17 protein-coding genes are annotated in these 21960 nt (G+C 64.4%); 8 read left to right on the top strand and 9 right to left on the bottom strand.

What is annotated here, in order from left to right:
- The first annotated feature begins 2 nt into the window (after positions 1-2).
- Positions 3-1040 carry an SDR family NAD(P)-dependent oxidoreductase gene (locus GOQ09_RS13505; protein WP_157613868.1) on the top strand — a complete coding sequence of 346 codons (1038 nt, stop codon included), beginning with the start codon at positions 3-5 and terminating at the stop codon, positions 1038-1040.
- Here GOQ09_RS13505 and GOQ09_RS13500 read toward each other — a convergent pair.
- Positions 1024-2457 (bottom strand): sensor domain-containing diguanylate cyclase, encoded by a 1434-nt coding sequence (locus tag GOQ09_RS13500; protein ID WP_242630830.1) that lies wholly within the window; start codon positions 2455-2457, stop codon positions 1024-1026. The two genes, GOQ09_RS13505 and GOQ09_RS13500, sit on opposite strands and share 17 nt — an antisense overlap.
- Positions 2458-3088: 631 nt before the next feature.
- Here GOQ09_RS13500 and GOQ09_RS13495 point away from each other — a divergent pair.
- Complete coding sequence (locus tag GOQ09_RS13495) at positions 3089-4144, top strand: hypothetical protein (protein WP_242630829.1); 1056 nt, start codon at positions 3089-3091, stop codon at positions 4142-4144.
- Between the two features lie 3 nt (positions 4145-4147).
- Here GOQ09_RS13495 and GOQ09_RS13490 read toward each other — a convergent pair whose 3' ends face one another.
- Entirely contained in the window at positions 4148-5383 is a 1236-nt protein-coding gene (locus GOQ09_RS13490) for an SMP-30/gluconolactonase/LRE family protein (RefSeq protein WP_165442085.1), read from the bottom strand.
- A gap of 236 nt (positions 5384-5619) precedes the next feature.
- Between GOQ09_RS13490 and GOQ09_RS13485 the strand changes: the two genes are divergently transcribed.
- Positions 5620-6006: a tripartite tricarboxylate transporter TctB family protein gene (locus GOQ09_RS13485; protein WP_157613866.1), complete on the top strand. Its 387-nt coding sequence runs from the start codon at positions 5620-5622 to the stop codon at positions 6004-6006.
- Positions 6007-6016: 10 nt separating this feature from the next.
- A complete protein-coding gene (locus GOQ09_RS13480) occupies positions 6017-7540 on the top strand; it encodes a tripartite tricarboxylate transporter permease (protein WP_157613865.1) in 1524 nt (507 codons plus the stop codon).
- A gap of 39 nt (positions 7541-7579) precedes the next feature.
- Here GOQ09_RS13480 and GOQ09_RS13475 read toward each other — a convergent pair whose 3' ends face one another.
- Entirely contained in the window at positions 7580-9103 is a 1524-nt protein-coding gene (locus tag GOQ09_RS13475; protein WP_157613864.1) for a PLP-dependent aminotransferase family protein, read from the bottom strand.
- Positions 9104-9218: 115 nt separating this feature from the next.
- Between GOQ09_RS13475 and GOQ09_RS13470 the strand changes: the two genes are divergently transcribed.
- The gene (locus GOQ09_RS13470) at positions 9219-9860 is read left to right on the top strand and encodes an FMN-binding negative transcriptional regulator (protein ID WP_157613863.1); all 642 of its coding nucleotides are present in this window, start codon (positions 9219-9221) and stop codon (positions 9858-9860) included.
- Between the two features lie 63 nt (positions 9861-9923).
- Here GOQ09_RS13470 and GOQ09_RS13465 read toward each other — a convergent pair whose 3' ends face one another.
- The gene (locus GOQ09_RS13465; protein ID WP_157613862.1) at positions 9924-10823 is read right to left on the bottom strand and encodes a LysR family transcriptional regulator; all 900 of its coding nucleotides are present in this window, start codon (positions 10821-10823) and stop codon (positions 9924-9926) included.
- A gap of 113 nt (positions 10824-10936) precedes the next feature.
- Between GOQ09_RS13465 and GOQ09_RS13460 the strand changes: the two genes are divergently transcribed.
- Positions 10937-11815 (top strand): aldo/keto reductase family oxidoreductase, encoded by an 879-nt coding sequence (locus tag GOQ09_RS13460; protein ID WP_157613861.1) that lies wholly within the window; start codon positions 10937-10939, stop codon positions 11813-11815.
- A gap of 6 nt (positions 11816-11821) precedes the next feature.
- Here GOQ09_RS13460 and GOQ09_RS13455 read toward each other — a convergent pair whose 3' ends face one another.
- From GOQ09_RS13455 to GOQ09_RS13445, 3 genes are all read right to left on the bottom strand, one after another.
- A complete protein-coding gene (locus tag GOQ09_RS13455; protein ID WP_242630828.1) occupies positions 11822-12370 on the bottom strand; it encodes a GNAT family N-acetyltransferase in 549 nt (182 codons plus the stop codon).
- A gap of 286 nt (positions 12371-12656) precedes the next feature.
- The gene (locus GOQ09_RS13450) at positions 12657-15881 is read right to left on the bottom strand and encodes a PAS domain S-box protein (protein ID WP_207309856.1); all 3225 of its coding nucleotides are present in this window, start codon (positions 15879-15881) and stop codon (positions 12657-12659) included.
- A 101-nt stretch (positions 15882-15982) separates the two neighbouring features.
- Positions 15983-16834, bottom strand: coding sequence for a class I SAM-dependent methyltransferase (locus GOQ09_RS13445; protein WP_157613860.1), 852 nt, complete (start codon positions 16832-16834; stop codon positions 15983-15985).
- 141 nt (positions 16835-16975) lie between these two features.
- On the opposite strand from GOQ09_RS13445, the gene GOQ09_RS13440 reads away from it, so the two are divergent.
- The gene (locus tag GOQ09_RS13440) at positions 16976-17989 is read left to right on the top strand and encodes an AraC family transcriptional regulator (RefSeq protein ID WP_157613859.1); all 1014 of its coding nucleotides are present in this window, start codon (positions 16976-16978) and stop codon (positions 17987-17989) included.
- A gap of 257 nt (positions 17990-18246) precedes the next feature.
- Here GOQ09_RS13440 and GOQ09_RS13430 read toward each other — a convergent pair whose 3' ends face one another.
- Positions 18247-18534, bottom strand: a complete 288-nt coding sequence (locus GOQ09_RS13430; protein WP_157613858.1) for a hypothetical protein — start codon at positions 18532-18534, stop codon at positions 18247-18249.
- A gap of 812 nt (positions 18535-19346) precedes the next feature.
- Here GOQ09_RS13430 and GOQ09_RS13425 point away from each other — a divergent pair.
- Complete coding sequence (locus tag GOQ09_RS13425) at positions 19347-20918, top strand: methyl-accepting chemotaxis protein (RefSeq protein WP_157613857.1); 1572 nt, start codon at positions 19347-19349, stop codon at positions 20916-20918.
- Positions 20919-21006: 88 nt separating this feature from the next.
- On the opposite strand, the gene GOQ09_RS13420 is transcribed toward GOQ09_RS13425, so the two are convergent.
- Positions 21007-21378, bottom strand: coding sequence for a hypothetical protein (locus GOQ09_RS13420; RefSeq protein WP_157613856.1), 372 nt, complete (start codon positions 21376-21378; stop codon positions 21007-21009).
- Positions 21379-21960: the final 582 nt, after the last annotated feature.

Genomic DNA, 21960 nt, shown 5'->3' with positions numbered 1-21960 from the left:
CCATGAACTCATCCGCCGCGCTCCGCTTGTTCGTGACTGCGCTGCTCGCGTTCGCACTCGGTGGCTGTGCGCTTGCCCCGACCGTCGGCGCCGACGATGCTCGTCGCATTGCCGGCAAGACCTACGTGGTCACCGGCGCATCGAGTGGCTTCGGCCGTGGCGTTGCCGTGAGGCTTGGCGGGCTGGGAGCCAATGTCGTGCTCGCAGCACGCCGCACCGAACTGCTGGAAGAGGTCGCACGCGAGGTGCGCAGCGCCGGCGGCAACGCCCTGGTGGTAACGACCGATGTGGCGCGTCCTGGCGACATGGATCGCCTGATGTCGGCCACGCTCGCGCGCTTTGGGAGGGTCGACGTCTGGATCAACAACGCCGGCGTGGGCGTCATCGGACGCTTCGAGGAAATTCCGGTGGCGGACCATGCACGCGTGGTGGACGTGAACCTCAACGGCGTGATCTACGGCAGCCATATCGCACTGGGGGTGTTCCGCGCGCAGGGCAGCGGAACGCTGGTGAACGTCGGTTCGGTCGAAAGCGAAGTGCCGCTCGCCTACCAGGCTTCGTACGCGGCCTCCAAGGCGGGTGTGCTGGCGCTGGGCCGCGCGCTCAACGAAGAGCTTCGGTTGGCCAGCCTTTCGGGGGTGCAGGTTGCCACTGTAATGCCCTGGGCGGCCGACACGCCGTTCTTTGCGCATGCGGGCAGCTACAGCGGACGAGCGCCGAACATGTTCGCGCTCGACCCGCCGGAGAAGGTGGTCGAGGCGATTGTGTGGGTGTCCGTCAATCCGCGGGAGGAACTCCCGGTCGGGTGGAAAGCAGGCGTTTCGACCGCGAGCCACCGGCTCTTTCCCGACTTGACCGAGCGCTTGTCGGCCGACATGGTGCACAAGGCGCAGATGGAGCGGGCGCCGCCGGCGCTGAACGGCCCTGGTGCACTGCACCGGCCGCTCGAGGCCGGCCGAGGCGTGAGCGGCGGCATGCTGCTGCGGCCGGGGCCGGACGGCGTACTCCGGCCATCGGAGCGGGTCATTCGTGCACCATGACCGTGTTTCGCCCCTCCTGCTTCGCAAGATAGAGCGCCTCGTCCGCGGCTTTCAAAAGCTCGAACGGCGTGCTGTCGGGCTGCGGCACCTCGGCCGCCACGCCAAGGCTCACGGACACCGTGCCCAGCGCCGACGCCGCATGGGGAATCCGCAAATCGGCCACGGCCAGCCGCGCCCTTTGCGCAACCTCGAGCGCACCTTCGGCATCGGTAGCGGGCAACAGCAGGACCATTTCCTCACCCCCGTAGCGCGCGACCAGGTCGCCCGAGCGCCACACGGCCGAACGCAGCGCGAGGGCAATCCGGCGCAGGCACTCATCCCCTTCGAGATGGCCGTACAGGTCGTTGTACTTCTTGAACTCGTCGACGTCCACCATGACAACCGCGAGCGGCGTCTGGCCTTCCAGCGCCTGCTGGAAGTTGAAGAGCAGGCGGGCGTCGAAGTAGCGGCGGTTGGCCAGGCCTGTGAGCCCATCTTCCTGCGCAAGATGTTCCAGGCGTTCATTGGCTTCGGTCAGTGCGTCGCGGGCGCTTCGCAAATGCAGTTCCGCCACCAGCCGCCGACGCATCGACCGGATCAGGTAGCGGCCCGAGACGCCGACGATCAGGCACAGAAGAACCACCCAGGTCGTTTGATAGATCGATGCGGACTTCCATTCCCGCAGCGCCTCGTCCTTGCCGACGGCAACGGTCACGAAGAGCGGATAGTCCAGCAGGTGTTCGAAGCTGATGATCCGCGTCACGCCGTCGATCGCCGATCTTCCTTCGACGGTGCCCGAACGCGAGGCCTGGAACTGCTTCTGGAAAGGCGAGTCGGTATTGCGCCTGTTCATATCGGCTTCCCTGAAGGGGCGGCGAACCAGGAGCTGGTCGGTTCCGAACAGCGCAATCGCTCCCTGCTCGCCGATCTGAAAGCGGTCCAGCACGCTCAGCAGGTGCTTGACGCTGAGCGTGATCAGCACCACGCCTGCAAAGTTGCCGTCGGGGTCGTTGATTCTTCGCGAGACCGGAATCACCCATTCACCCGAAGAGCGGCTCACGATGGGGCCGCTGATCAGCGTTCGCGCGCTCGGGTTGGTCTGGTGGTAAATGAAATACTCGCGGTCCGAGTTGTTCTTGGTACCCGCCGGAGATGCCTCGGAATGGACGAGCCAGCGTCCTTGCTCGTCGTAGATGAAGAGCCCCTTGATGGATTGGATTTCGGAGGCATGGTTCACCAGCACCGGTTGAAGACGCTGCAGCGTCTCGGGCGTGATGTCCGCGCGCTCGAGTTCGAAGACGATGCCCGAGATGATGTGTTCGGCCAGGGCGACGGTGCTGTCGATCTGCTGGCTGACCGCGCGTGCGAGGTTGGTGTTCGCCCGGGCGATCTGCTCGTTTTCTGCCGTGCGCGCGCGAATGACCAGCCATGCGTTCATGACCAGCAACGCCACGCACACAAAGACTACAAACAAAGTAGTACCGAAGATGACGCGACTTCTTTGCGCGTCCGTTTTTCGGGCGAGGGAGCTTGCGTCGTTCGATGACCTCGGGCCAGTGGACGTATCTGGAGCCGTCTCGGGCGACGGAGGAGAGGGCGCTTTTTTCATCGAAGGCCCGACTCTACAAAAAAAACGTCGGTCGCCGTCTTTACCTGCGCTGCGGCATATCTTTTTTGTCGCACGTCGGGCCTGAAGCGACGCTGCGTGTCACCTTTGGAGGTAATTCGCGTGCTTTTCTTCGAGAGCAACGCGGGCATGGATCGTGCGCCATGTGCCGCGGTCGATTCTCTTTAAATCAAAACAAGCGCTTTTCATGATCATGTTTTTTCGAGGGTGCGTTTCTGCACTGGTGTTTTCGGTGCTTCTGTTTGGCTGTGGCGGAGGGGGAGGTGGTGGTGGTCAAGGTGGCGGCTTAGGCGGCCTGGCTGGATTCGCTGGCAACGGCGCAATCCCGGGCAGCAATGGCGCCAGCCAAGGCGGCGATGGCCAGAATGCAGGAGGGGCAGGGAACACGGGCGGCACAGGTGGAACCGGTGGGGCCGGCAATACAGGAGGAAGTACCCCGCCCATGCCGGCAACCACCGCATTGGTGACCACGCTCGGCAAGCCCGCCCGGGTGCTGCTTGGACTCGGCGCAGGCAGCCCGATCGATCTGATGAAAAGCCAGGACATTCGCCCGGATATCGTCGACACCTACCTCGTGGGCGTTGGCGCAGGCGCCTGGCCCAGCTGGAACAGTCCGGACGGGGCATACATCACATTCACCGCGCAGGCCATCCAGGCCTACGGCGCGGTTCCGATGTTCACGCTCTACCAGATGGCAACGAGCGGGGAAGGCAATCTGAACATCCTCAACGATGCCGCCTTCATGAACAACTACTGGGCGCAGGTCCGGCTGATGTACCAGCGCATTGCAGCCCTCGGTACGCCCGTTCTGGTCAATCTGGAGCCCGACTTCTGGGGATTCGTTGCATCGCAAGCGCCCGGTCGCGATGCGACGCGGATGACAGCCGCCGTGAACAACCAGCCCGAATGCGCGGGGTTGCCGAACACCGCCGCAGGCGTCGGCCAATGCCTCGTGCAGATGGGCAGGCAGATCGCACCCAAGGCGCTGATGGGGTTCCCGCCTGCCTTCTGGAGCGGCACCCCTGCGGAGATCGGCGCGCAGATGAAGGCGGTTGGTGCACATCAGGCGGACTTCATCGTTGCCCAGACGAGCGACCGCGACGCGGGCTGCCGCGAAGTCCCATCGCCTCCCGCGGAATGCACGGGGCGAAGCGGTCCGTTCTATTGGGACGAAACCAATCAGACCTCCCCGAATTTCCATGAGTCCCAGAGCCAGATCTCGGCCTACCGGGCGGCCCTGGGCAATGGCCTCCCGATCCTGTGGTGGCAGACACCGATGGGCGTGCCGTCCGACACGCCCGGCGGTACCGATCAGCACTACCGGAACAACCATGTCGACTACATGCTGCGCAATACCCAGGAGTACGGCGATACCTACACGTTCGCGATCGTCTTCAGCCCGGGTGGCAGCCACCAGACTTCGATCAGCACCGATGGCGGTCAGTTTGCCCGCCTCTCGAGTCAGTATCTCGCGCGAGGCGGCGCGACCCTGAAGTAGTGCCTAGCCCGGCGCCGCGCCCTGGGTGGCGGTGTAGACGGCATACAGCGACTGGCTTGCCGCCATGAAGAGGCGGTTGCGCTTGGGGCCGCCGAAGCAGATGTTGCCGCAGACTTCCGGCAGCCGGATACGCCCGATGAGCCGGCCTTGCGGCGTCCACACCGTGACGCCGCTGTAGCCCACGCTGCGGCCCGCATTGCTGGAGCACCACAGGTTGCCGTCGACGTCGGCGCGCACGCCGTCGGGCGCGCATTTCACGCCGTCGACCATGAAGTTGCTGAAGAGCTTGCCGTTGCTGAGCTTGTTGTCCGAGCCGACATCGAACACATACATGTCGCCCTTGCCGCCGGCAATGGTGTCGCCCGGCCCCTGCCCGGTGCTGACGATGTAGAGCTTCTTGAAGTCCGGCGAGAAGCACAGGCCGTTCGGGTCGGGCACCAGGTCTTCGCCAGCCACCTGCGTGAGCGTGCCGCTCTTGTCCAGGCGGTACACCGCGGTCGGCAGTTCGCGCTTGTACGAGCCGATTTCGGGCGGCTGCCCGAGCCTCGGATTGAGCCGGCCGGCCTTGTTGGCGGGCCCGCCCGGTGCGTCGACCGCGCCCTCGTACAGCTGGGCGCCGTAGGGCGGATCGGTGAACCAGTAGCTGCCGTCAGGGTGAGGGACGATGTCGTTCGGCGAGTTGAGCCGCTTGCCGTTGAAGCTCGAGGCGAGGATGGTGACCGAACCGTCGAGCTCGTAGCGCACCACGCGCCGCGTCAGGTGCTCGCAGGACAACTGTCTGCCCTGGTAGTCGAAGGTATTTCCGTTGCTGTTGTTGGAAGGCGCGCGAAACACGCTGACGTGGCCGTCGTCCTCGCTCCAGCGCAGCTGGCGGTTGTTCGGTATGTCGCTCCACACCAGAAAGCGGCCGACCGAATTCCAAGCAGGCCCTTCGGACCACAGCGCGCCGGTCCACAGCCGCTGGATGGGGGCGTTGGGCTGGCGCAGGCCATCGAAGGCCGGGTCGACCGTGAGCACGTCAGGGTCGGTGAAGTAGGTGGTCGGCGCCCCGCCCGGGCCGAAGTCGCGCGGCGGCTGGGTGATGGTGCTCGGCGGCGCAGCCGGCTTGCCGGAGGCAGCTTGCGCGTGCGTCCATCGCGGAAAGACGAAGGAGGCGCCTACCGCGGCGCCCACGCCGCCAAGAAGTTTTCGGCGTAGTACCGAACCATTCAATTCTGGATCGACTTTTTCTTGTGCCACTAATCACTCCATGAAAAGGATGAAAGAAGCTGGAGAAGGGCAGGACGTCTCCAGCCTCGCTTGATACATCAGCCGGCCATCGCGGTCAACGGCACCGGTTGTCTGCAGATACGTAGTTCCCCTCGCGGCTGCGTCAGATTGCGATCAGGCCGGCGCAAGAGCATCCGGTTGCGTTCGACAACCCACTACATCGGGCACGTATGAAAAACAGAAATCTTGCCAGGGGACTCTTCCTCATGGCAATCGCGCTGGCCTTCGGCCTCACGGCGCTTCGCTATCCCATCGGGGACCTGAGCCGTGCAGGGCCGGGTCTTTTCCCCGTGATGGTGAGCAGCCTGCTGCTGCTGATCGGCGTGTCGACGGTGGTTCGGTCGTTCTTCGTCGAGCCGGTGCGGCTGGACCTCCACTTCAAGAACATCGCACTCATCCTCGCAAGCCTTTGCGGCTTCGCGTTGATCTCGATGTACCTGGACATGGCCGCGGGCATCGTCTTCATGGTGTTCTGCTCGGCCTTTGCCGGCAGTTCGAACTCGTGGCTGCGCAACGTCAAGATTTCAGCCGGGCTGATCGCCATGGCGTTCGCGCTCCAGAAACTCCTCGGCCTGAACCTGCCGCTTTTTTGAGCCCACCATCATGGAAGTCTTGAACAACCTGGCGTTCGGCTTTTCGCACGCCCTCACGTGGCAGAACCTGCTGTTCTGCGCCATCGGCTGCACGGTGGGAACGCTGGTGGGCCTGCTGCCGGGCCTTGGTCCGCTGGCAACCATCAGCCTGCTGCTGCCGCTGACCTATTCCATTCCCACGACCGGCGCACTCATCATGCTGGCCGGCATTTACTACGGTGCGCAATACGGCGACAGCGTGAGTGCCATCACCATGAAGATTCCGCATGCGAGCAGCATCGTGGCCTGCATCGACGGGTATGCGATGACGCTGAAAGGGCAGACCGGCCTCGCGCTCTTCACGGCCGGTTTCTCCAGCTTCATCGGCGGCACGGTGGCCATCCTGGTGCTGTCGTTCTTCGCACCCATGCTGGGCGAGGTCGCTTTCCTGTTCGGTCCCGCGGACTACGTCGCGATGATGCTGGTGGGCTTTGTGTGCGTGAGCTTCGTCACCACCGGCAGCCTGCTGAACGGGCTGGCGATGTGCATGATTGGCGTGCTGCTGGGAACCATCGGCACCGACGTGAACAGCGGCATGGCGCGCTTCACGCTGGACATGCCGTTCCTGACCGACGGCGTCGGCATCGTGAGCATCGCGCTGGGCTGCTTCGGCATTGCAGAGATCACCAAGAACCTCGACTCCCGCGAGGAGCGCTCGCCCTTCAACGGCAAGATCAACCTCATTCCCACCTGGGCGGAGTTCAAGCGGATCATTCCCAGCGCGCTGCGCGGCAGCGTGGTCGGCTCGCTGCTGGGCATATTGCCCGGCGGCGGCCCGACCATTGCGCAGTTTGCGGCCTACGCGCTCGACAAGAAGGTGAGCAAATACAAGCATGAGATCGGCTCCGGCTGCATCGAGGGCGTGGCCGGCCAGGCCGCGGCCGATGAAGCAGCCGCGCGCACCAGCTTCATTCCGCTGATGAGCATCGGCATTCCCGAAAACGCCGTGATGGCGCTGATGCTCGCCGCCTTCATCATCAAGGGCATCCAGCCGGGGCCCAACATGATCGGCGCCCACCCCGAGCTGTTCTGGGGCCTGGTGGCCAGCATGTGGATCGGCAACGTCTTCTTGCTGGTGCTGAACGTGCCGCTGGTGCGCTACTGGCTCTCGGTGTTCAAGATCCCGTACAGCGTGCTGTTCCCGTCGATCCTGTTCTTCTGCTGCATTGGCACCTACAGCGTCAACAACAATCTCGAAGACGTCTTCATCACGTCCGCCTTCGGCTTCATGGGCTACATGTTCATGCGGCTCGAGCTGGACGCCGCGCCGCTCATGCTCGGATTCATCCTCGGCCCGATGCTGGAAGAGAACTTCCGCCGGGCCATGCTGCTAAGCCGCGGAAGCTTCAATGTGTTCGTCAACAGGCCCATCAGCGGCACGCTCATGGCGCTGATCGCTGTCTTCATCGCGTGGCAGGTTGTGGCCTTCGTCGTCAAGGCACAGAAGAAGAATGCCGGCGCGGGCATCGTGCACGGCGCGTTGGCCGAGGAGTGACTTCGCAGCGTGCGCAGTCGGGCCATTTATGGCAGACACTCATCGAATGGCGCTACGGACCCTTCGGCGTCCTGTTGGAGCGGCCGCAGTGATGATGGACGCCAATCGCCGCGCGGCGTCCGCAAACTCGTCGGCCGTGAAAGCTCCCAGGCCCAGGATCAAGCCGGAACGTTCGCTGCCTTCCGCATACATGCGAGACACCGGGCGCACAGCCACGCCGGCCCTGGCGGCCTGAATGGAAACGGCCTGGTCATCGATGCCAGGCGCCAGCCAGAGCACCGAGTGCATGCCCTGATCGCTGGGTTGCAGCCATGCCAGGTCACGGGGAAGCATCTCCTGAAAAAGCTGCGAAAGCTGGCTGCGGCATTCTCCATAGACGCCTCGGATGCGCCGGATGTGCCGGTCCAGATGCCCCTCGGCGATAAACGCCGCCAGGACATGCTGGTCGGCGCTCGGGGGATGGCGGTCCAGCAGCATTCGAGCACCACAGAACGCGTCGACGAGCCTGGGAGGCACGACGGCATATCCCAGCCGCAGCGACGGAAAGAGGATCTTGCTGAATGTTCCCAGATAGATCACATGATCGGGATCCAGGCCTTGCATTGACGGGAACGGATGTCCCGCATATCGCAACTCGCTGTCGTAGTCGTCTTCCACGACCCAGGCTGCATTGGCGCGCGCCCAGTTCAGCAGGGCGTTTCGGCGCGCCATGCTCAAAGGCATGCCCAAAGGGTACTGATGCGACGGAGTCACAAACGCGGCGCGTGCATCGGGCCTCAAGCGCAAGCCCTCTTCTACGATCAAACCTTCCGAATCGACCGGCACGCGCACCATGCGGCCTTTGGGCCCCAAGGTTTCCAATATTGCGGTGATGCCCCAATAGGCCGGGTTCTCGACCCACGCATGGTCTTCGTTGCCCAGAAGCACCAGGCAGGCCAGATAGAGCCCTTGCTGGGTACCGGTCGTCACAATGACCTGAGCAGGGTCGCAACGCACTGAGCGAGACCGTCGCACATATTCCGCGATCGCCTGGCGCAGAGGCAAGGCACCCTGAGGGTCTCCATAGCCGCTTGGCATCCCCTTGCCGCGCGCGCGAATCTGGTTCCCCAGACGGCGCCAGACCTCGCCGGGAGCGGCAACGCCGGCAGGCACTGAAACGGCAAAGGGCACCGGCGGCAAAGGCATGAACTGCCGAGCGATCTGGGCGAACGCCGCCGATGGCAAGGGCAGTGGCAGAGGCTTGCCGCTCGCCTTGCCTTCGCGTGCGTCGGCACCAACCAATGGCATGTCGGCCAAAGATGCGGCGACGCGCGTGCTGCCACCTTGTTCGGCCTCCAGGAATCCTTCGGCAATCAGTTGCTCGAAAGCCTCGAGGACAGTACCGCGTGCGACACCCAACGAAATGGCGAGCGCCCGAGTCGACGGGAGGATTTCGCCGGCTTGGAGGTCGCCTCGCTTGACCGCCTGACGCAACTTGTGGGCGAGTTGCCGTGCGAGGCCGCCGGCCTTGCGATCGAGTTGCCCGATCGCTGGAACTTCCGGCGTATTGGCGGTCCGCGGCATGGATTCTGGCCTCCTGAGATAGGTGAATACTGGTTCAGTTTACTGAGCCTGAATAAATCACACTACTTTTGCCGGCCGCTTCCGTTCACCAGCAACCCATTACAGAGATAGAGATATGTACGTTCCTGCTCATTTCGATGAATCGCGCCCTGAAGTTCTGCACGACCTGATCGCCAAGAATCCTCTGGGCATCTTGTTTACGCACGGAAAAACCGGCTTGGATGCCAACCATGTTCCGTTCGAGCTGGACGCCAAGGATGAGGCCAGACTGGTGCTGCATTCGCACGTCGCCCGCAACAACCCCATGTGGGAAGACATCGTCAGCGGCGATGAAGTGATGGTTGTGTTCAGGGCAGGGGACTCCTACATCTCGCCCCAGTGGTATCCGAGCAAGCATGAACTCCACAAGCAGGTGCCCAGTTGGAACTACATCGTGGTGCATGCCCACGGGCGGGCCACCATTCGGGACGATGAGCGATATGTCCGCGGAATGGTGGCACGGCTCACCCGCACGCAAGAGGCGTCGCAGCCAAAGCCCTGGAAGATGAGCGATGCTCCCAAGGACTACATCGACACCATGCTCAAGGCAATCGTCGGAATCGAGATCGAGGTAACCCGCTTGGTGGGCAAGGCCAAGCTGAGCCAGAACAAGGAGGTGCGCGATATCGAAGGTGCCGGCAAAGCGCTGAATGCGAAAGGGGAGCGGGTAATTGGCGACGCCATGCTGGCCTGTGCCAAAGCCAAGGCGGCTCAATAGGAGCGGCTGTGGCGTCAGCGCTCAAGAGTCGCTTCGCTCGCGTTGGCTGCGTCGGCGACGTAATCACGACCCGCGTTGAATGAAGTCCACAAACGCCCTTAGCGGCGCCGGCAGCAAGCGGCGGCCAGGGTAGTAGAGGAAGGGGCCGGAGAACCGCGGCCACCAGGGCTCGAGAATCGGTTCGAGCGCACCGCTGTCAAGGTGTGGCCGAAGCCAGTCTTCGAACAGGTAGACCACGCCGGCACCGGCCAGCGCCGCATCGACCGAGAGATCTGCCGCTGCGCCGATCCGCACGGTCAACTGCCCGGCCACCTCGATGCGCAAGGTTTCGCCGTCGCGCTCGAACTCCCACGGCGGCATCGAACCGCTCGCAAAACGGCCGCGCATGCAGTTGTGGCTCAGCAGCTCGCGCGGATGCTCCGGCCGGCCATGGCGGGCGAGGTAGGAGGGCGCTGCCGCCACCGCAAAACGCTGGAAGCGCGGACCGATCGGCACCGCGACCATGTCCTGCTCGAGCCGCTCGTCGTAGCGGATACCGGCATCGCAACCGGCGGCCAGCACGTCGACGAAACTGTCTTCCGCAATCACTTCGAGAGAGATGTTCGGATAGGCGGCAAGGAAGCGCGGCACGATCGCTGGCAGCACGAGCCGCGCGGCGCTGATCGGCACGTTCAGCTTGAGCGTGCCGGCAGGCCGGTCGCGAAAGCCGTTCACCACGTCGAGCGCCGCCTCCACCTCGGTGAGGGCGGGCCTCAGCCGCTCGAGCAGGCGTTCTCCCGCTTCTGTCGGCCGCACGCTGCGGGTTGTGCGGTGAAGCAGGCGTACGCCGAGTTGAGCTTCCAGCCGGCGCACCGCCTCGCTCAGGCCCGATGCGCTGCCGCCGGTCAGGCGCGCGCCGTCGCGAAAGCCCTTGGCGCCGGCCACCGCCACGAAGGCGTTGAGATCTTCGAGATCGACTTTCATTGTTCTGGATTCTGCACAGCCCGTGCCGATTATGGCGGCTTATCAAACAGAGACGGGCTGCCTAGACTGGCTTCACGACTCCATTGACCTCTTCAACTCCAGGAAAAAACATCATGTCCAGCATGCAGACCCCCAGCACCTATACCCTCGGCGACCGTTCGGTCCATCGGCTCGGCTACGGCGCCATGCAGCTCGCCGGCCCCGGTGTGTTCGGCCCGCCGAAAGATCGCGAGGCGGCGCTGGCCGTGTTGCGCGAAGCGGTCGCCAATGGCGTCGATCACATCGACACCAGCGACTTCTACGGCCCGCACATCACCAATCAACTCATCCGCGAGGCACTCGCGCCTTATGCGAAGGACCTCGTCATCGTCACCAAGATCGGGGCGCGGCGCTCCGAGACAGGCGGGTGGCTGCCTGCGTTTTCGCGCGAGGAGCTGACGCAGGCCGTGCACGACAACCTGCGCAACCTTGGGCTGGACGTGCTGGAAGTGGTGAACCTGCGCATCATGTTCGATGTGCACGGCCCGGCCGAGGGATCGATCGAGGCGCCGCTCGCGGCATTGGCGGAGCTTCAGCGCCAAGGCCTGGTGCGCCACATCGGCCTGAGCAACGTGACGCCGGCACAGGTCGCCGAGGGGCGCAGCATCTGCCGCATCGCCTGCGTACAGAACCAGTACAACCTCGTGCATCGCAACGACGACGCGCTGATCGACGACCTGGCGCGCGACGGCATTCCGTACGTTCCGTTCTTTCCGCTCGGCGGCTTTACGCCGCTGCAGTCGGCAGGGCTTTCCGAGGTCGCGCAGCGTCTGGGCGCCACGCCGATGCAAGTGGCTCTGGCGTGGCTCCTGCGACGCTCACCCAACATCCTGCTGATTCCGGGCACCTCGTCGGTCGGGCACCTGCGCGAAAACCTGGCCGCCGGAAAGCTGGAACTGCCGGCCGATGCGATCGAAGCGCTGGACCGCGTGGCCGCTCCGGTTGTCGGCTGATGGGCATCAACGCGCCTGAACTGGTAGCGCCATGGACAGATAGTCCACCTGGCGCCCATCCACACGGAAGCAGTCTTGAACGAGGCCGGCCCCCGTGAACCCGGCACGCTCATAGAGCCTGACGGCTGCATGGTTGGATGCAATGACTTGCAGGTCGATCCACGCCATTTGCTGATCGGCTTGGGCCCATTCGATTGCGGCGTTCAGGAGCCGCTGTCCGAGGCCCGAGCGCCGCCATTGGCGATGCACGCCCATTCCCAGCAGGCACCGATGCTCCATGCAGGGGGCTGGATGCGCCCTCAAGTCGGCATGGCCGACGATCCTGTCCTCACCAGAAAGAGCGACCCAGGCCCGACGCCATCCTGGATTGGGAGGAACCACATCCAAGGCTCGGCGAAAGCCAGCTGCTTTCTCGCCTGCAAAGTGGCAGTCGATTCGGGCAATGGGCTGAAACAGAGGCTGACCTTCGGCGCCGTTGTCGGAAATGTGATCGTTCAAGTACTCGGCGAATGCCGAGAAGTCGCGTGTTTGAAGTTCAACGATGCGGGGCGTCATGGGGCGATTGTCCTGTGGGCGAGTTGAACCGAGCCGAGCGCGAGATCCATCGGCTGCACCAACAGATCCGAGCCTTCCCGCAGCGGCTGCAACGCACCGACGGGGCGAAAGCCGCAAGCCACATACAAGCGCACCGCAGGCGTGTCTCCGGCAGTGACGCCCAACCAGAGGTGGCGCATTCCAACGCTCTTGGCCCACGAACAGGCCGATGATCTTGGTCATGAAGAAGAGCGGCAGGAGCATGCAGCGCGGGCCAATCCGGCGGCAAGCGGGAGTGGTGCCTCAGTCAATTCCTGCGTGAGGCAATGACACCGTGCACCTGCGAGGCCGGGACCGGCCGCGCGAACAGGTAACCCTGGGCCTCGTCGAACCCTTCCTGCCGGATGATCTGCAGCTGTGCCTCGGTTTCGACGCCCTCCACGGTGGTGGCAATGCCCAGGCTCGTGCCGATGCCGGCCACGGCCCGGATGATTGCGAGCGACTTCCTGTCGGGCAGATCGGCGATGAAGCTGCGGTCTACCTTGATCTTGTCGAACGGAAAGCTGCGCAGATAGCCCAGCGATGAGTACCCGGTCCCGAAATCGTCCATCGCGATCTTCACGCCCAGTTGCCGGATCTGCTGCAGGGTGCGCAGGTTCTTGTCGTCTTGGCCGAGCAGCACCGACTCGGTGATCTCCAGCTGCAGGCGCGAAGGGGAGAGCGCCGAAGCATCGAGCGCGTTCCTGATCACGTCGATCAGGTTGTCGGCGCTGAACTGGACCGGCGAGAGGTTCACCGCAACACCGATCTCATCGGGCCAGGTGGCAGCCTCGCGGCATGCCTGGCCAAGGACCCATTCGCCAAGTTCCACGATGAGCCCTGTTTCCTCCGCGATCGGAATGAAGTCGGCCGGCGAGATCATTCCCCGGTCCGGGTGGCGCCAACGCACCAGCGCTTCGAAGCTGGTGCAGCGATTGGAGGCCAGGCTCACGAGCGCCTGGAAGTGGACCTCGAACTCCCCGTGGGCGAGCGCCTCCCGCATCGAGAGCTTCAAGGCCTGGCGCGTCTGCAGGTGGACGTCCATGCTCCTGGCGTATCTCTGGAGGGTTCTTCCGCCGGCAGCCTTCGCGCGGTGGAGTGCCACGGCGGAGGCACGCTTGATCTCGTCGACGGTGCCGCCGTCTTCGGGCGCCACGGCGACGCCGACGCTGGCTCCGATGCTCAGCTTGTGTCCCTCCGGCTCGAACGGCGCTAGCAGGATACCTATCAGACGGCGCGCGATCTCGATCGCCGCGTCCGGATGCGGCAGCCCGAAACAGCCGATCGCGAACTCGTCCGCACCGAGTCGTGCGAGCGTGTGCTCTTCACCGGCGAGGCCGAGCCGCAGGCGCTGGGCGACCTTCTGCAGCAAGATGTCGCCGACGGGATGACCGTAAGCGTTGTTGACCGCCTTGAAGCCGTCAAGATCCAGCGTCAGCACGGCCACCAAGGTCCCGCGCGCGCCCGCATCGTTCAAGTGCTGGTGCAGCGCCTCGCGGAATGCCGAGCGGTTGGGAAGGCCGGTGAGGACGTCGTGACGGGCCATGTGGGAGACCTGGCTCTGGGCGTGGAGGCGCTCCTGCTCCGCCTTGCGGCGCGCGGTGGTGTCGCGGAAGAAGATCGACAGGCCCTCCTCTGTAGGCGAGGCGTGGACCTCGAGCCACACCTGCGTCGCCGGCACGAATTCCTCGAACGACACGGCCTTGTTGCCCGCCGTCGCCTGCCGGAAGTAGTCGCCGAAGAGGCTTTCGACCTCGGCGGGGAAGAGGTCCCACAGCTTTGCGTTCAGTGCCTCTTCGCCGAGCTTCAGGAACCGGCGGGCGTTCTCGTTCATGTAGGTGATACGCCATGCATGGTCGACAACCAGTACGCAGTCCATCGTGTTCTCGAGAACCGCAGAGAGCCGCCTCGCCGCACGTTCGGCCTGCTGCTGCGCCACCACGGCATCGTTGCGCGCCGCCTTGGCTTCGGTGATGTCGCGCCAGATGCTCACCATCCGGATCGGCAGGCCCGATGCGTCCAGCACGGGTGCCCCGATGACGTCGAGCCATCGGTGCACGCCCTCGGCGTCGATGGCATCCACCTCCAGTCTCGACGTGCCGCCGGCGCGCACGATGTCGAACATGGCGCTCAGTTTCCGGAGCCGGCCTTCGGGAAAGATTGCCTCGAGCGCCTCGCGGTTCGCGAGTTCGGAAACCTCGAGACCGATCATCCGTCGCGCCGCCTTGTTCATCAGCAGCGTATTGCCCGACAAGTCGAGCATGCTGATGCAATCGGGGCTGCTGTCGAAGATGCTCCGAATAGAGGCTTCGCTCTCGCGCAGCGCGGCTTCGGCCTGGCGCCGGTCGGTAACGTCGAGAATGGAGCCGGCGTAGCCGAGGAACCCTCCGTCAGGCGAAAGCCGGGGCGCGCCGGTGTCGATGACCCAGGCCCAGCTGCCATCCGAGCGGCGCAGCCTGTAGTCGAGCTGAACCGGAATCCGCTGGGCGCTTGCCGCCTCGAACTGTCCCAGCACCGAGGCGCGGTCTTCGGGATGGATGGCCCGGGTCCAACCTGCACCGAGCGACTCGGTCTCGGTCTGGCCCGTCACCTCGAGCCACAGCCGGCTGTGGAAGGTGGCCTCGCCATGCTGATCGGTGAGCCACATCATCACCGGCACGCTGTCGGCAATGAGGCGGAACAGCGACTCGCTCTCGCGCAGAGCTTCGATTGCGATTCGATGCTGATGAACGTCCTCGAGCAGCCCATACCAGCGCACGATCCCATTGTTCTCGTCGCGACGGGGGGCCGCCCGAGCCCTGAACCATCGGTACCTTCCGTCTGCGGCGCTGCGCACCCTGTATTCGGCATCGAACGGAACGCCGCGGGCCACCGAGTCGATCCATTGCGTTCTGATGCGTTCGACATCGTCGGGGTGCAAGGCGCATTCCCAGCCCGAGCCCAGCGACTCCTCGACCGAATTGCCGGTGAGCGCCGGCCAGCCCGGTCCGACTTCGGTGATCGCACCGGTGGCATCGGCGGTCCAGGTGATCTGCGGGTGCAGTTCGACGAACGAGCGGTAGTGCGCTTCGCTGGCGCGCAGCACCCGCTCGGCCGTGCGCAGCTCTGTCACGTCAGAGATCACGACCACAAGCAGCTTGCCGTTGGAACCACGGAGATCGACCGACTGCTTGAGCGTGACCAGGGTTCTGGTCGATCCGCCCTCCGTGGTGATCTCTTCCTCGAAACTTCGGCTCTTGCCGCTCGCGAGTACCTCGAGATCGAGTTCTCTGATCCGATCGGCCTGCGGTTGCGGCAAGAAATCGCGGTCCGTCTTTCCCCGCGCACTATCGAGCGAGACGTTGAGCAGCTCGCAGGCCCGCCGGTTCAGATGCAAGTACCGGGAGGCCTCGTCCTTCACAATGACCGCCTGGCCGGCCCCATCAAGGATCGCGGCCATTTGGACCAGCGGATCGAGCTGATCGGAAGGCTGCGCAGCGCGGGACTCACCCATGTCGATGTCTCCTGTCTGAAATCCTCACCGACATCGTAGCCCAGAGCGGAGGGCGTCAATCGATAGTGCGAAGCCCCGGTCCTGCGGTCAACATTCCCACTTCAGCCCACGGTGATCACGACCTCGGCGTACTCGCTGGGCACCACCAGGCCGCGCCCGCCACCGATGTCCAGTTCATCGAGCAATGCCGTGATGTCGCGCTGCAGCGCCGCCTGTCCCGCCACGTCCAGCGCGCCGAAGGCCTTGTGCGTTGGCCCGTAGAACTCGCGGAACACCTGAACGAAATGCGCGGCTGAGCGGTAGCGGAAGTGAAACTTTCTGTGCTCGACGCGCAGGTCGCGGGCGCGTGGTCCAAACAGCGCGACCAGGTGCGGTTCGGAGCCCCAGAGCGCGGGCGAGCGCACGCCCGCGGGCGGTGCCACGTGGGTGCCAATGATCTTGAAGAGGCGGCCGATGAAGCCCTCCGGCGTCCAGTTGGCCAGTGCTATGCGTCCGCCGGGGCGCACCACGCGCAGCATCTCGCGCGCGGCGCTCGCATGGTCGGGCGCGAACATGACTCCGAAGGTCGACAGCACGACGTCGAAGGTGGCGTCCCCATAGGGCAGGGCCTCGGCGTCGGCGACCTCGAATGTGACGTCCAGCCCTTCGGCGGCGGCACGAGCGCGCCCCTTGTCCAGCAGCGCCTGCACGTAGTCGGTGGAGGTCACCCTGGCAAAACGGCGCGCGGCAGCCAGGGTCGCATTGCCGTTGCCGGCGGCCACGTCGAGCACGCGTTCGTCGGCGCGCAAATCGACTGCCTCGGCCAAGGTCTCGCCCACGATCTGCAACGTGGTGCCAACGACTGTGTAGTCTCCGCTGGCCCAGGTGGCTTGCTGGCGCTGCTTGATGGCGGCATAGTCCGGGGCAGCCGCGGCAGCGGCGGAGGTGGACGGGGGAGCGGTCAAGGTGGACATGATGAATTCCTTCGAAGTGGATGTTGAATGCCGACGCAACAGCAGTCGGTATGCCGATGATTCCCGCCGGCGCCTTCGGGCACTTCACCCGTTGTCGTGGCGGTTTGCTCTTGCGTTCGCCGATACGGGCACGGCGGGCCCATGACAGCGCTCGATCCGCTGTCCGACGTGCTGCGCAGCGTGCGGTTGCGCGGTTCGGTGTTTTTCCACGTCAGCTGCCGCGATCAGTGGGCAGCCATGGCGCCGGATTCGCGCGAACTCGCGCCGGCCGTGATGCCGGGGGCTGAGCACGTCATCGAGTACCACCTGTTCGTGAAGGGCGAGGGCTGGGTCGCGGTAGCGGGCGAGCCGCCGCTGCGGGTGGCTGCCGGAGACATCGTCATGCTGCCCCATGGCGACGCACATGTGGTCTCCAGCGCGCCGGGCCTGCAGCCGGAGGTCGACGACGAGTGGCTTTTCCAGATGCGCAAGAACGACAGGCCGCTGCCGGTGACTTACCGCGGGAACATGGTCGAACTGGGGTTGCTGGCACCGGAAGAAGCCAGCACCGTCATCGTGTGCGGCTTCATCGCCTGCGACCTGCGGCCGTTCAATCCGCTGATCGCCGCCTTGCCCAGGCTGCTGCACCTGCGCGCGGAGGGCGTGGGCGCCTGGGTGGCGCCGATGCTGGAACACGCGGCGTCCGAATCCATAGACGCACGCGCCGGCGGAGCCGCCTTGCTGCAGCGCATCAGCGAGATGGTTTTCGTGGACGGCGCCCGGCGCTACCTCGACTCGTTGCCGCAGGAGGCCCAGGGCTGGCTCGGTGCGCTGCGCGACCGGCAGATCGGGCGCGCGATCGGTCTGATGCACGGCGACCCGTCCGCGCATTGGACGGTGGAAGACCTGGGGCGCCACGTGGGAATGTCGCGCTCCACGCTGCACGAGCGCTTCGTCGCGCTGACTCATCTGGCACCGATGCAGTACCTCACGAACTGGCGCATGCAATGCGGCGCCCGCCTGCTGCGCGAAAGCCATTCGCCCGTGGCGGCAGTGGCACTGGAAGTGGGCTATGACTCGGAGGCGGCGTTCGCGCGCGCCTTCAAGCGGGCCACCGGCCTGCCGCCGGCAACGTGGCGGCGCGCACAGCAGAAGGCGGCGGATGCGCCGGCCTGAGAACTTGGCGCTCCCCGTCGCCCCGGACCAAGGGCATCACGGGACTTTGCGCCAGCTTCCCTTGCTGCATGATCGATCACGTCGGTGACTTTCTTGGTGGCCGTGGCATCCCCGGACTATCTGGAGCGCCGCGGCACACCGCGGTCACCGTCCGATCTGCGCGGCCACGCCTGCAGCACGATGCGCTGCTCGAGACTCAGAAGAACGTGGATGCATCGACAAACGCGCATTTCTGGCGCCCAGCCGCCGCTTCAATCTCAGCGCGTTCCGTTCGCGTTCTTCTCGCGCGGCTGATTGCTGTCTGACAACTGCTCCGATGGTGGGCCGAGTTCCCCGCTGTCAGCACCCGCGCTTTTTGAAGTCCCGCCGCGCCGGCTGTTCTTGCCAGTGCCTGAGTAGATCTCGTCATCGTCGAAATTAACTTCGGCTTCCGCTCCGGCGTCACCGCCGCTCACTCGGCCGTGCGACGGTGGATTGGGGCCATGAGGGCCGATGGGGTCGAGGCGGCCCGCCTCATTACCAGGATCTTGTGCTCGCTTGGGCATGCCTGCTCCTTTTCATCATTTCCGAAAGAACGCCACCAACGCGTTCATCTTCGGTGGCGGAATTCGCCTCGAAGTCTTCGAAGAGAAATCAAATCTCGCGGAGGGCGATTTGCGCCTCAGGTCGACGCGCGACCCGGCCTACTTTTTTTCTCTTGCAGCCGGATGCTTCGGCGTGCTGTCGCCTGCCTGCGGGTCTGTGCTCCTGCGGTTGCGCTCGCCGCCGCCTCCACTCGCAGACCCAGATTCCTTGCCGCCTTCCATCGACGGGTTCTGCTTGCGTGCAGCCTCGGGGGTGGCACCGCTGGTACCCACTGCCGGGTGCGTAGGAGGGGTGGTCGGACTTGGAGTCGAGGTCGCGTCGCTGCCCCCGGTCGCAGGGTGGGTGGGGGGAGCCCCCGTCTGAGCCGCGGCACAGAATGATGCGAGCGCCAAGCAGGCTGCTCCGAGCACTTTGCTGATCTTGAACATCGTGTCTCTCCTTGAAGCCGACCTGTCCGTCATTTGGCGCGTGCCCTCGGCCAGTGCTGTGCGAGGTCTGCCCCGGCTTCTGTCGGAGCGAGCCTACGCTGACCAGCTTGATCAGAGCCGCTCGCAAGCTTCCCAACCACAAGCAGCAGTACCGTGACGACGGCTCATGCATACACCTGTCACGCTGCTAGGCAAATCGCAGCCGCGGTTCTATTTTTTCATCGTGGCCTTCAACTTTCGACTTGGTTGCCGATAACCAGATGTGGCAGGACCCGAGGCCCCATCGCCCGCGAATTTCCGATCCACGAACTGGACACGCCCCTCACCTGTGAAAGAAGAGTTCCATGCATTTGCGAGATATGAAAATCGGCCTCCGCCTCAGCGGAGGCTTTGCCGCCATCTTGTTGCTGATGATGCTGGTTTCCGGGGTCGCCCTGATCCGGCTGAATGCCGTGGCTCACTCGGCCAGCGTGATGGTGGACGAAGCACTCGTAAAGGAACGTGTTGCAAACCGGTGGGCCAACCTGCTCGGCCCGAGCATCGTTCACTCCTTTGGCATGGCCAAGGCCACTGACAGTGCGAATGAAGCCTACTTCAAGAAGAACCTGACCGAGGGTGTGGCGTCGATCAATCCGGTCCAGGAGGAAATGGGCAGGCTGCTCACCTCGCCGGATGAGAAGAAGTCGTTCGACGAGGTGGTCGAGGCGCGCAAGAAGGTGCTGGCCCACCTGGCGACAATCAACAAGCTGAAGGCGGCCGGCGACAACGAAGCGGCCGGCAAGCTGGCCGACACGGAATACCAGGCCGCGCTTCAGGTCTACGGCAAGGCCGTGCAACAAATTGCAGAAAACCAGCGCGTGCAGATCGACTTGAAAGCCCGCGAGATCCAGCAGATCCACCAGAGCGGCCGCTGGGTCGTTGTCTGCCTGTCCGCCGTTGCATTGCTGGCAGGTGCCTTGTGCGCGTGGCGGCTTACCGTGGGAATCGTGCGGCCGATGCGCGACGCGCTCGGACTGGCAGAGCGCGTGGCGGCGGGTGACCTGACGACCCGGATCGTTGCCAGTACGCGCGACGAGGTCGGCCAGTTGCTGACGGCCCTGAAGTCGATGAACGACAACCTTTCGAAGGTGGTCGGGGAGGTGCGCCAGGGCACCGACACGATTGCCACGGCTTCCGGCCAGATTGCGTCCGGCAATCAGGACTTGTCGTCGCGCACCGAGCAGCAGGCAAGTTCACTTCAGCAAACCGCGGCCTCCATGGAGGAATTGACTTCCACCGTGAAGCAGAACGCGGACAACGCCCGCCAGGCCAACCAGCTCGCCGCCTCGGCATCTGAAGTAGCAGTGCGCGGCGGCAGCGTCGTGAGCGAGGTGGTCGACACGATGGGATCGATCAACTCATCCTCGCGCAAGATCGTGGACATCATCGCGGTGATCGACGGCATCGCATTCCAGACCAACATCCTCGCGCTGAACGCCGCAGTGGAGGCGGCGCGCGCTGGCGAGCAGGGGAGGGGCTTCGCTGTTGTGGCGGCAGAGGTGCGCAATCTCGCCCAGCGCTCGGCCGCGGCGGCGAAGGAAGTCAAGGGATTGATCGACGACTCCGTCGGCAAGGTCGAGGCTGGCAGCCAAAAGGTGGCTGAAGCGGGCCAGACGATGGATGAAATCGTCGCGAGCGTGCGCCGGGTGACCGACATCATGGGCGAGATCGCCGCCGCCAGCCAGGAGCAAACGTCCGGTATCGAGCAGATCAACCAGGCCATCACGCAGATGGACCAGGTCACCCAGCAGAACGCCGCGCTGGTGGAAGAAGCCGCAGCCGCTGCCGCCTCGCTGCAGGACCAGGCGGGCAGCCTGTCTCAATTGGTGGGTGTCTTCAGGTTGGACGAGGCGCGCCGTGAGCTGGCGTTTGCCTGAAAGGTCTCTTGGGAAGGCCATGGCCGGTTCGGTAATACAGTGTTGCGAGACAGGCCTGTACGCCTTGCACGGATCGACGTCACCAACATCAATCGCGATCCTCGTAGTAGCGGCGGTACTGCTCGCGTTCCCATTGCTGGCGACGCCACTCACGGCGCTCGGCGCGGCGCTGTTCCCAGCGTTGCGCGCGGCGCTCCTCCCAAAGAGAGCCAGGTTCGTAGTAGACAGGCGCGGGTACGGAGTAAACCGGCTGCGCAGGCTGGTAGTAGGTCGGGGCCGGCCTCGAGTAGACAGGCGCCGGCTCGTAATAGACCGGTGCGGGTTCGCTCACGGCGACGCCGGGCAAGTTGATACCAATGGACCAACTGGTGCCCGCATTGGCCGATGCGGCGGTGAACAAGGCTGCGGCAGCAACGAGACTTGCGGCACCCAACTTGAGAGCGGCTCGGGGAAAAGTCATTTCAACTCCTGAGGGCTAGAAATAGCCCTGACGCTCAACCAACGCCTTGCCATGCGGTGCCGCGTACATCGCGACGGTGAAGAACGTTCACAAATGTCACACAGCCAATGAATTCAAGAGCCTTACCCGGCGAGGTACCGCTCCGAAAACGCACTCTGATCACGCACCACCTCCTCGAAGAGGTGGTGGTAGACATCGAAGTGGCCGCCGGGATAGCGCGAAGAGCGGCCATGATGTCCTGCCGCTGCCGACTGACGCTGACGAGCTGCCGCGGGCGACCCTGGCTTTCACCAAAATGGCGATAGTCGAACGCGAAAGCCGCGATTCCCACCGAAGCAGACCTTTCGGCAAATGGCAAGGGCGCCCTCGGCCTCTCGGGCTGGTAGAAGCATCCCGCGCATTCGACGCCCGCGACTCGAAAGTGACCCGCACACGCTCGATCATCTGCGCCTCGTTCTCGAGTCAAGCCGTGAACGGTGAGGGCTTGGCGGTCCGCCGTCCTTCGACGTATGGCACGCCCGCTTCGAGCCAGATCACGGCCAACTCAGGCCAATATGGAGGAGGGCGATCCAAGCCTGACAT

It is taken from the genome of Variovorax paradoxus, from assembly GCF_009755665.1.
In the GTDB taxonomy this organism is placed as follows: Bacteria; Pseudomonadota; Gammaproteobacteria; order Burkholderiales; family Burkholderiaceae_C; genus Variovorax; species Variovorax paradoxus_G.
This window is presented reverse-complemented; position numbering and strand designations above follow the sequence as displayed.

Bases quoted from the DNA above. Each gene is read 5' to 3' on its own strand.
- GOQ09_RS13445 (WP_157613860.1), bottom strand. From the start codon at position 16,834: ATGTCCACCTTGACCGCTCCCCCGTCCACCTCCGCCGCTGCCGCGGCT.
- GOQ09_RS13450 (WP_207309856.1), bottom strand. From the start codon at position 15,881: ATGGGTGAGTCCCGCGCTGCGCAGCCTTCCGATCAGCTCGATCCGCTG.
- GOQ09_RS13505 (WP_157613868.1), top strand. From the start codon at position 3: ATGAACTCATCCGCCGCGCTCCGCTTGTTCGTGACTGCGCTGCTCGCG.
- GOQ09_RS13440 (WP_157613859.1), top strand. From the start codon at position 16,976: ATGACAGCGCTCGATCCGCTGTCCGACGTGCTGCGCAGCGTGCGGTTG.
- GOQ09_RS13500 (WP_242630830.1), bottom strand. From the start codon at position 2,457: ATGAACGCATGGCTGGTCATTCGCGCGCGCACGGCAGAAAACGAGCAG.
- GOQ09_RS13420 (WP_157613856.1), bottom strand. From the start codon at position 21,378: ATGACTTTTCCCCGAGCCGCTCTCAAGTTGGGTGCCGCAAGTCTCGTT.
- GOQ09_RS13455 (WP_242630828.1), bottom strand. From the start codon at position 12,370: ATGACGCCCCGCATCGTTGAACTTCAAACACGCGACTTCTCGGCATTC.
- GOQ09_RS13425 (WP_157613857.1), top strand. From the start codon at position 19,347: ATGCATTTGCGAGATATGAAAATCGGCCTCCGCCTCAGCGGAGGCTTT.
- GOQ09_RS13460 (WP_157613861.1), top strand. From the start codon at position 10,937: ATGTCCAGCATGCAGACCCCCAGCACCTATACCCTCGGCGACCGTTCG.
- GOQ09_RS13495 (WP_242630829.1), top strand. From the start codon at position 3,089: ATGCCGGCAACCACCGCATTGGTGACCACGCTCGGCAAGCCCGCCCGG.
- GOQ09_RS13470 (WP_157613863.1), top strand. From the start codon at position 9,219: ATGTACGTTCCTGCTCATTTCGATGAATCGCGCCCTGAAGTTCTGCAC.
- GOQ09_RS13465 (WP_157613862.1), bottom strand. From the start codon at position 10,823: ATGAAAGTCGATCTCGAAGATCTCAACGCCTTCGTGGCGGTGGCCGGC.
- GOQ09_RS13485 (WP_157613866.1), top strand. From the start codon at position 5,620: ATGGCAATCGCGCTGGCCTTCGGCCTCACGGCGCTTCGCTATCCCATC.
- GOQ09_RS13430 (WP_157613858.1), bottom strand. From the start codon at position 18,534: ATGCCCAAGCGAGCACAAGATCCTGGTAATGAGGCGGGCCGCCTCGAC.
- GOQ09_RS13480 (WP_157613865.1), top strand. From the start codon at position 6,017: ATGGAAGTCTTGAACAACCTGGCGTTCGGCTTTTCGCACGCCCTCACG.
- GOQ09_RS13475 (WP_157613864.1), bottom strand. From the start codon at position 9,103: ATGCCGCGGACCGCCAATACGCCGGAAGTTCCAGCGATCGGGCAACTC.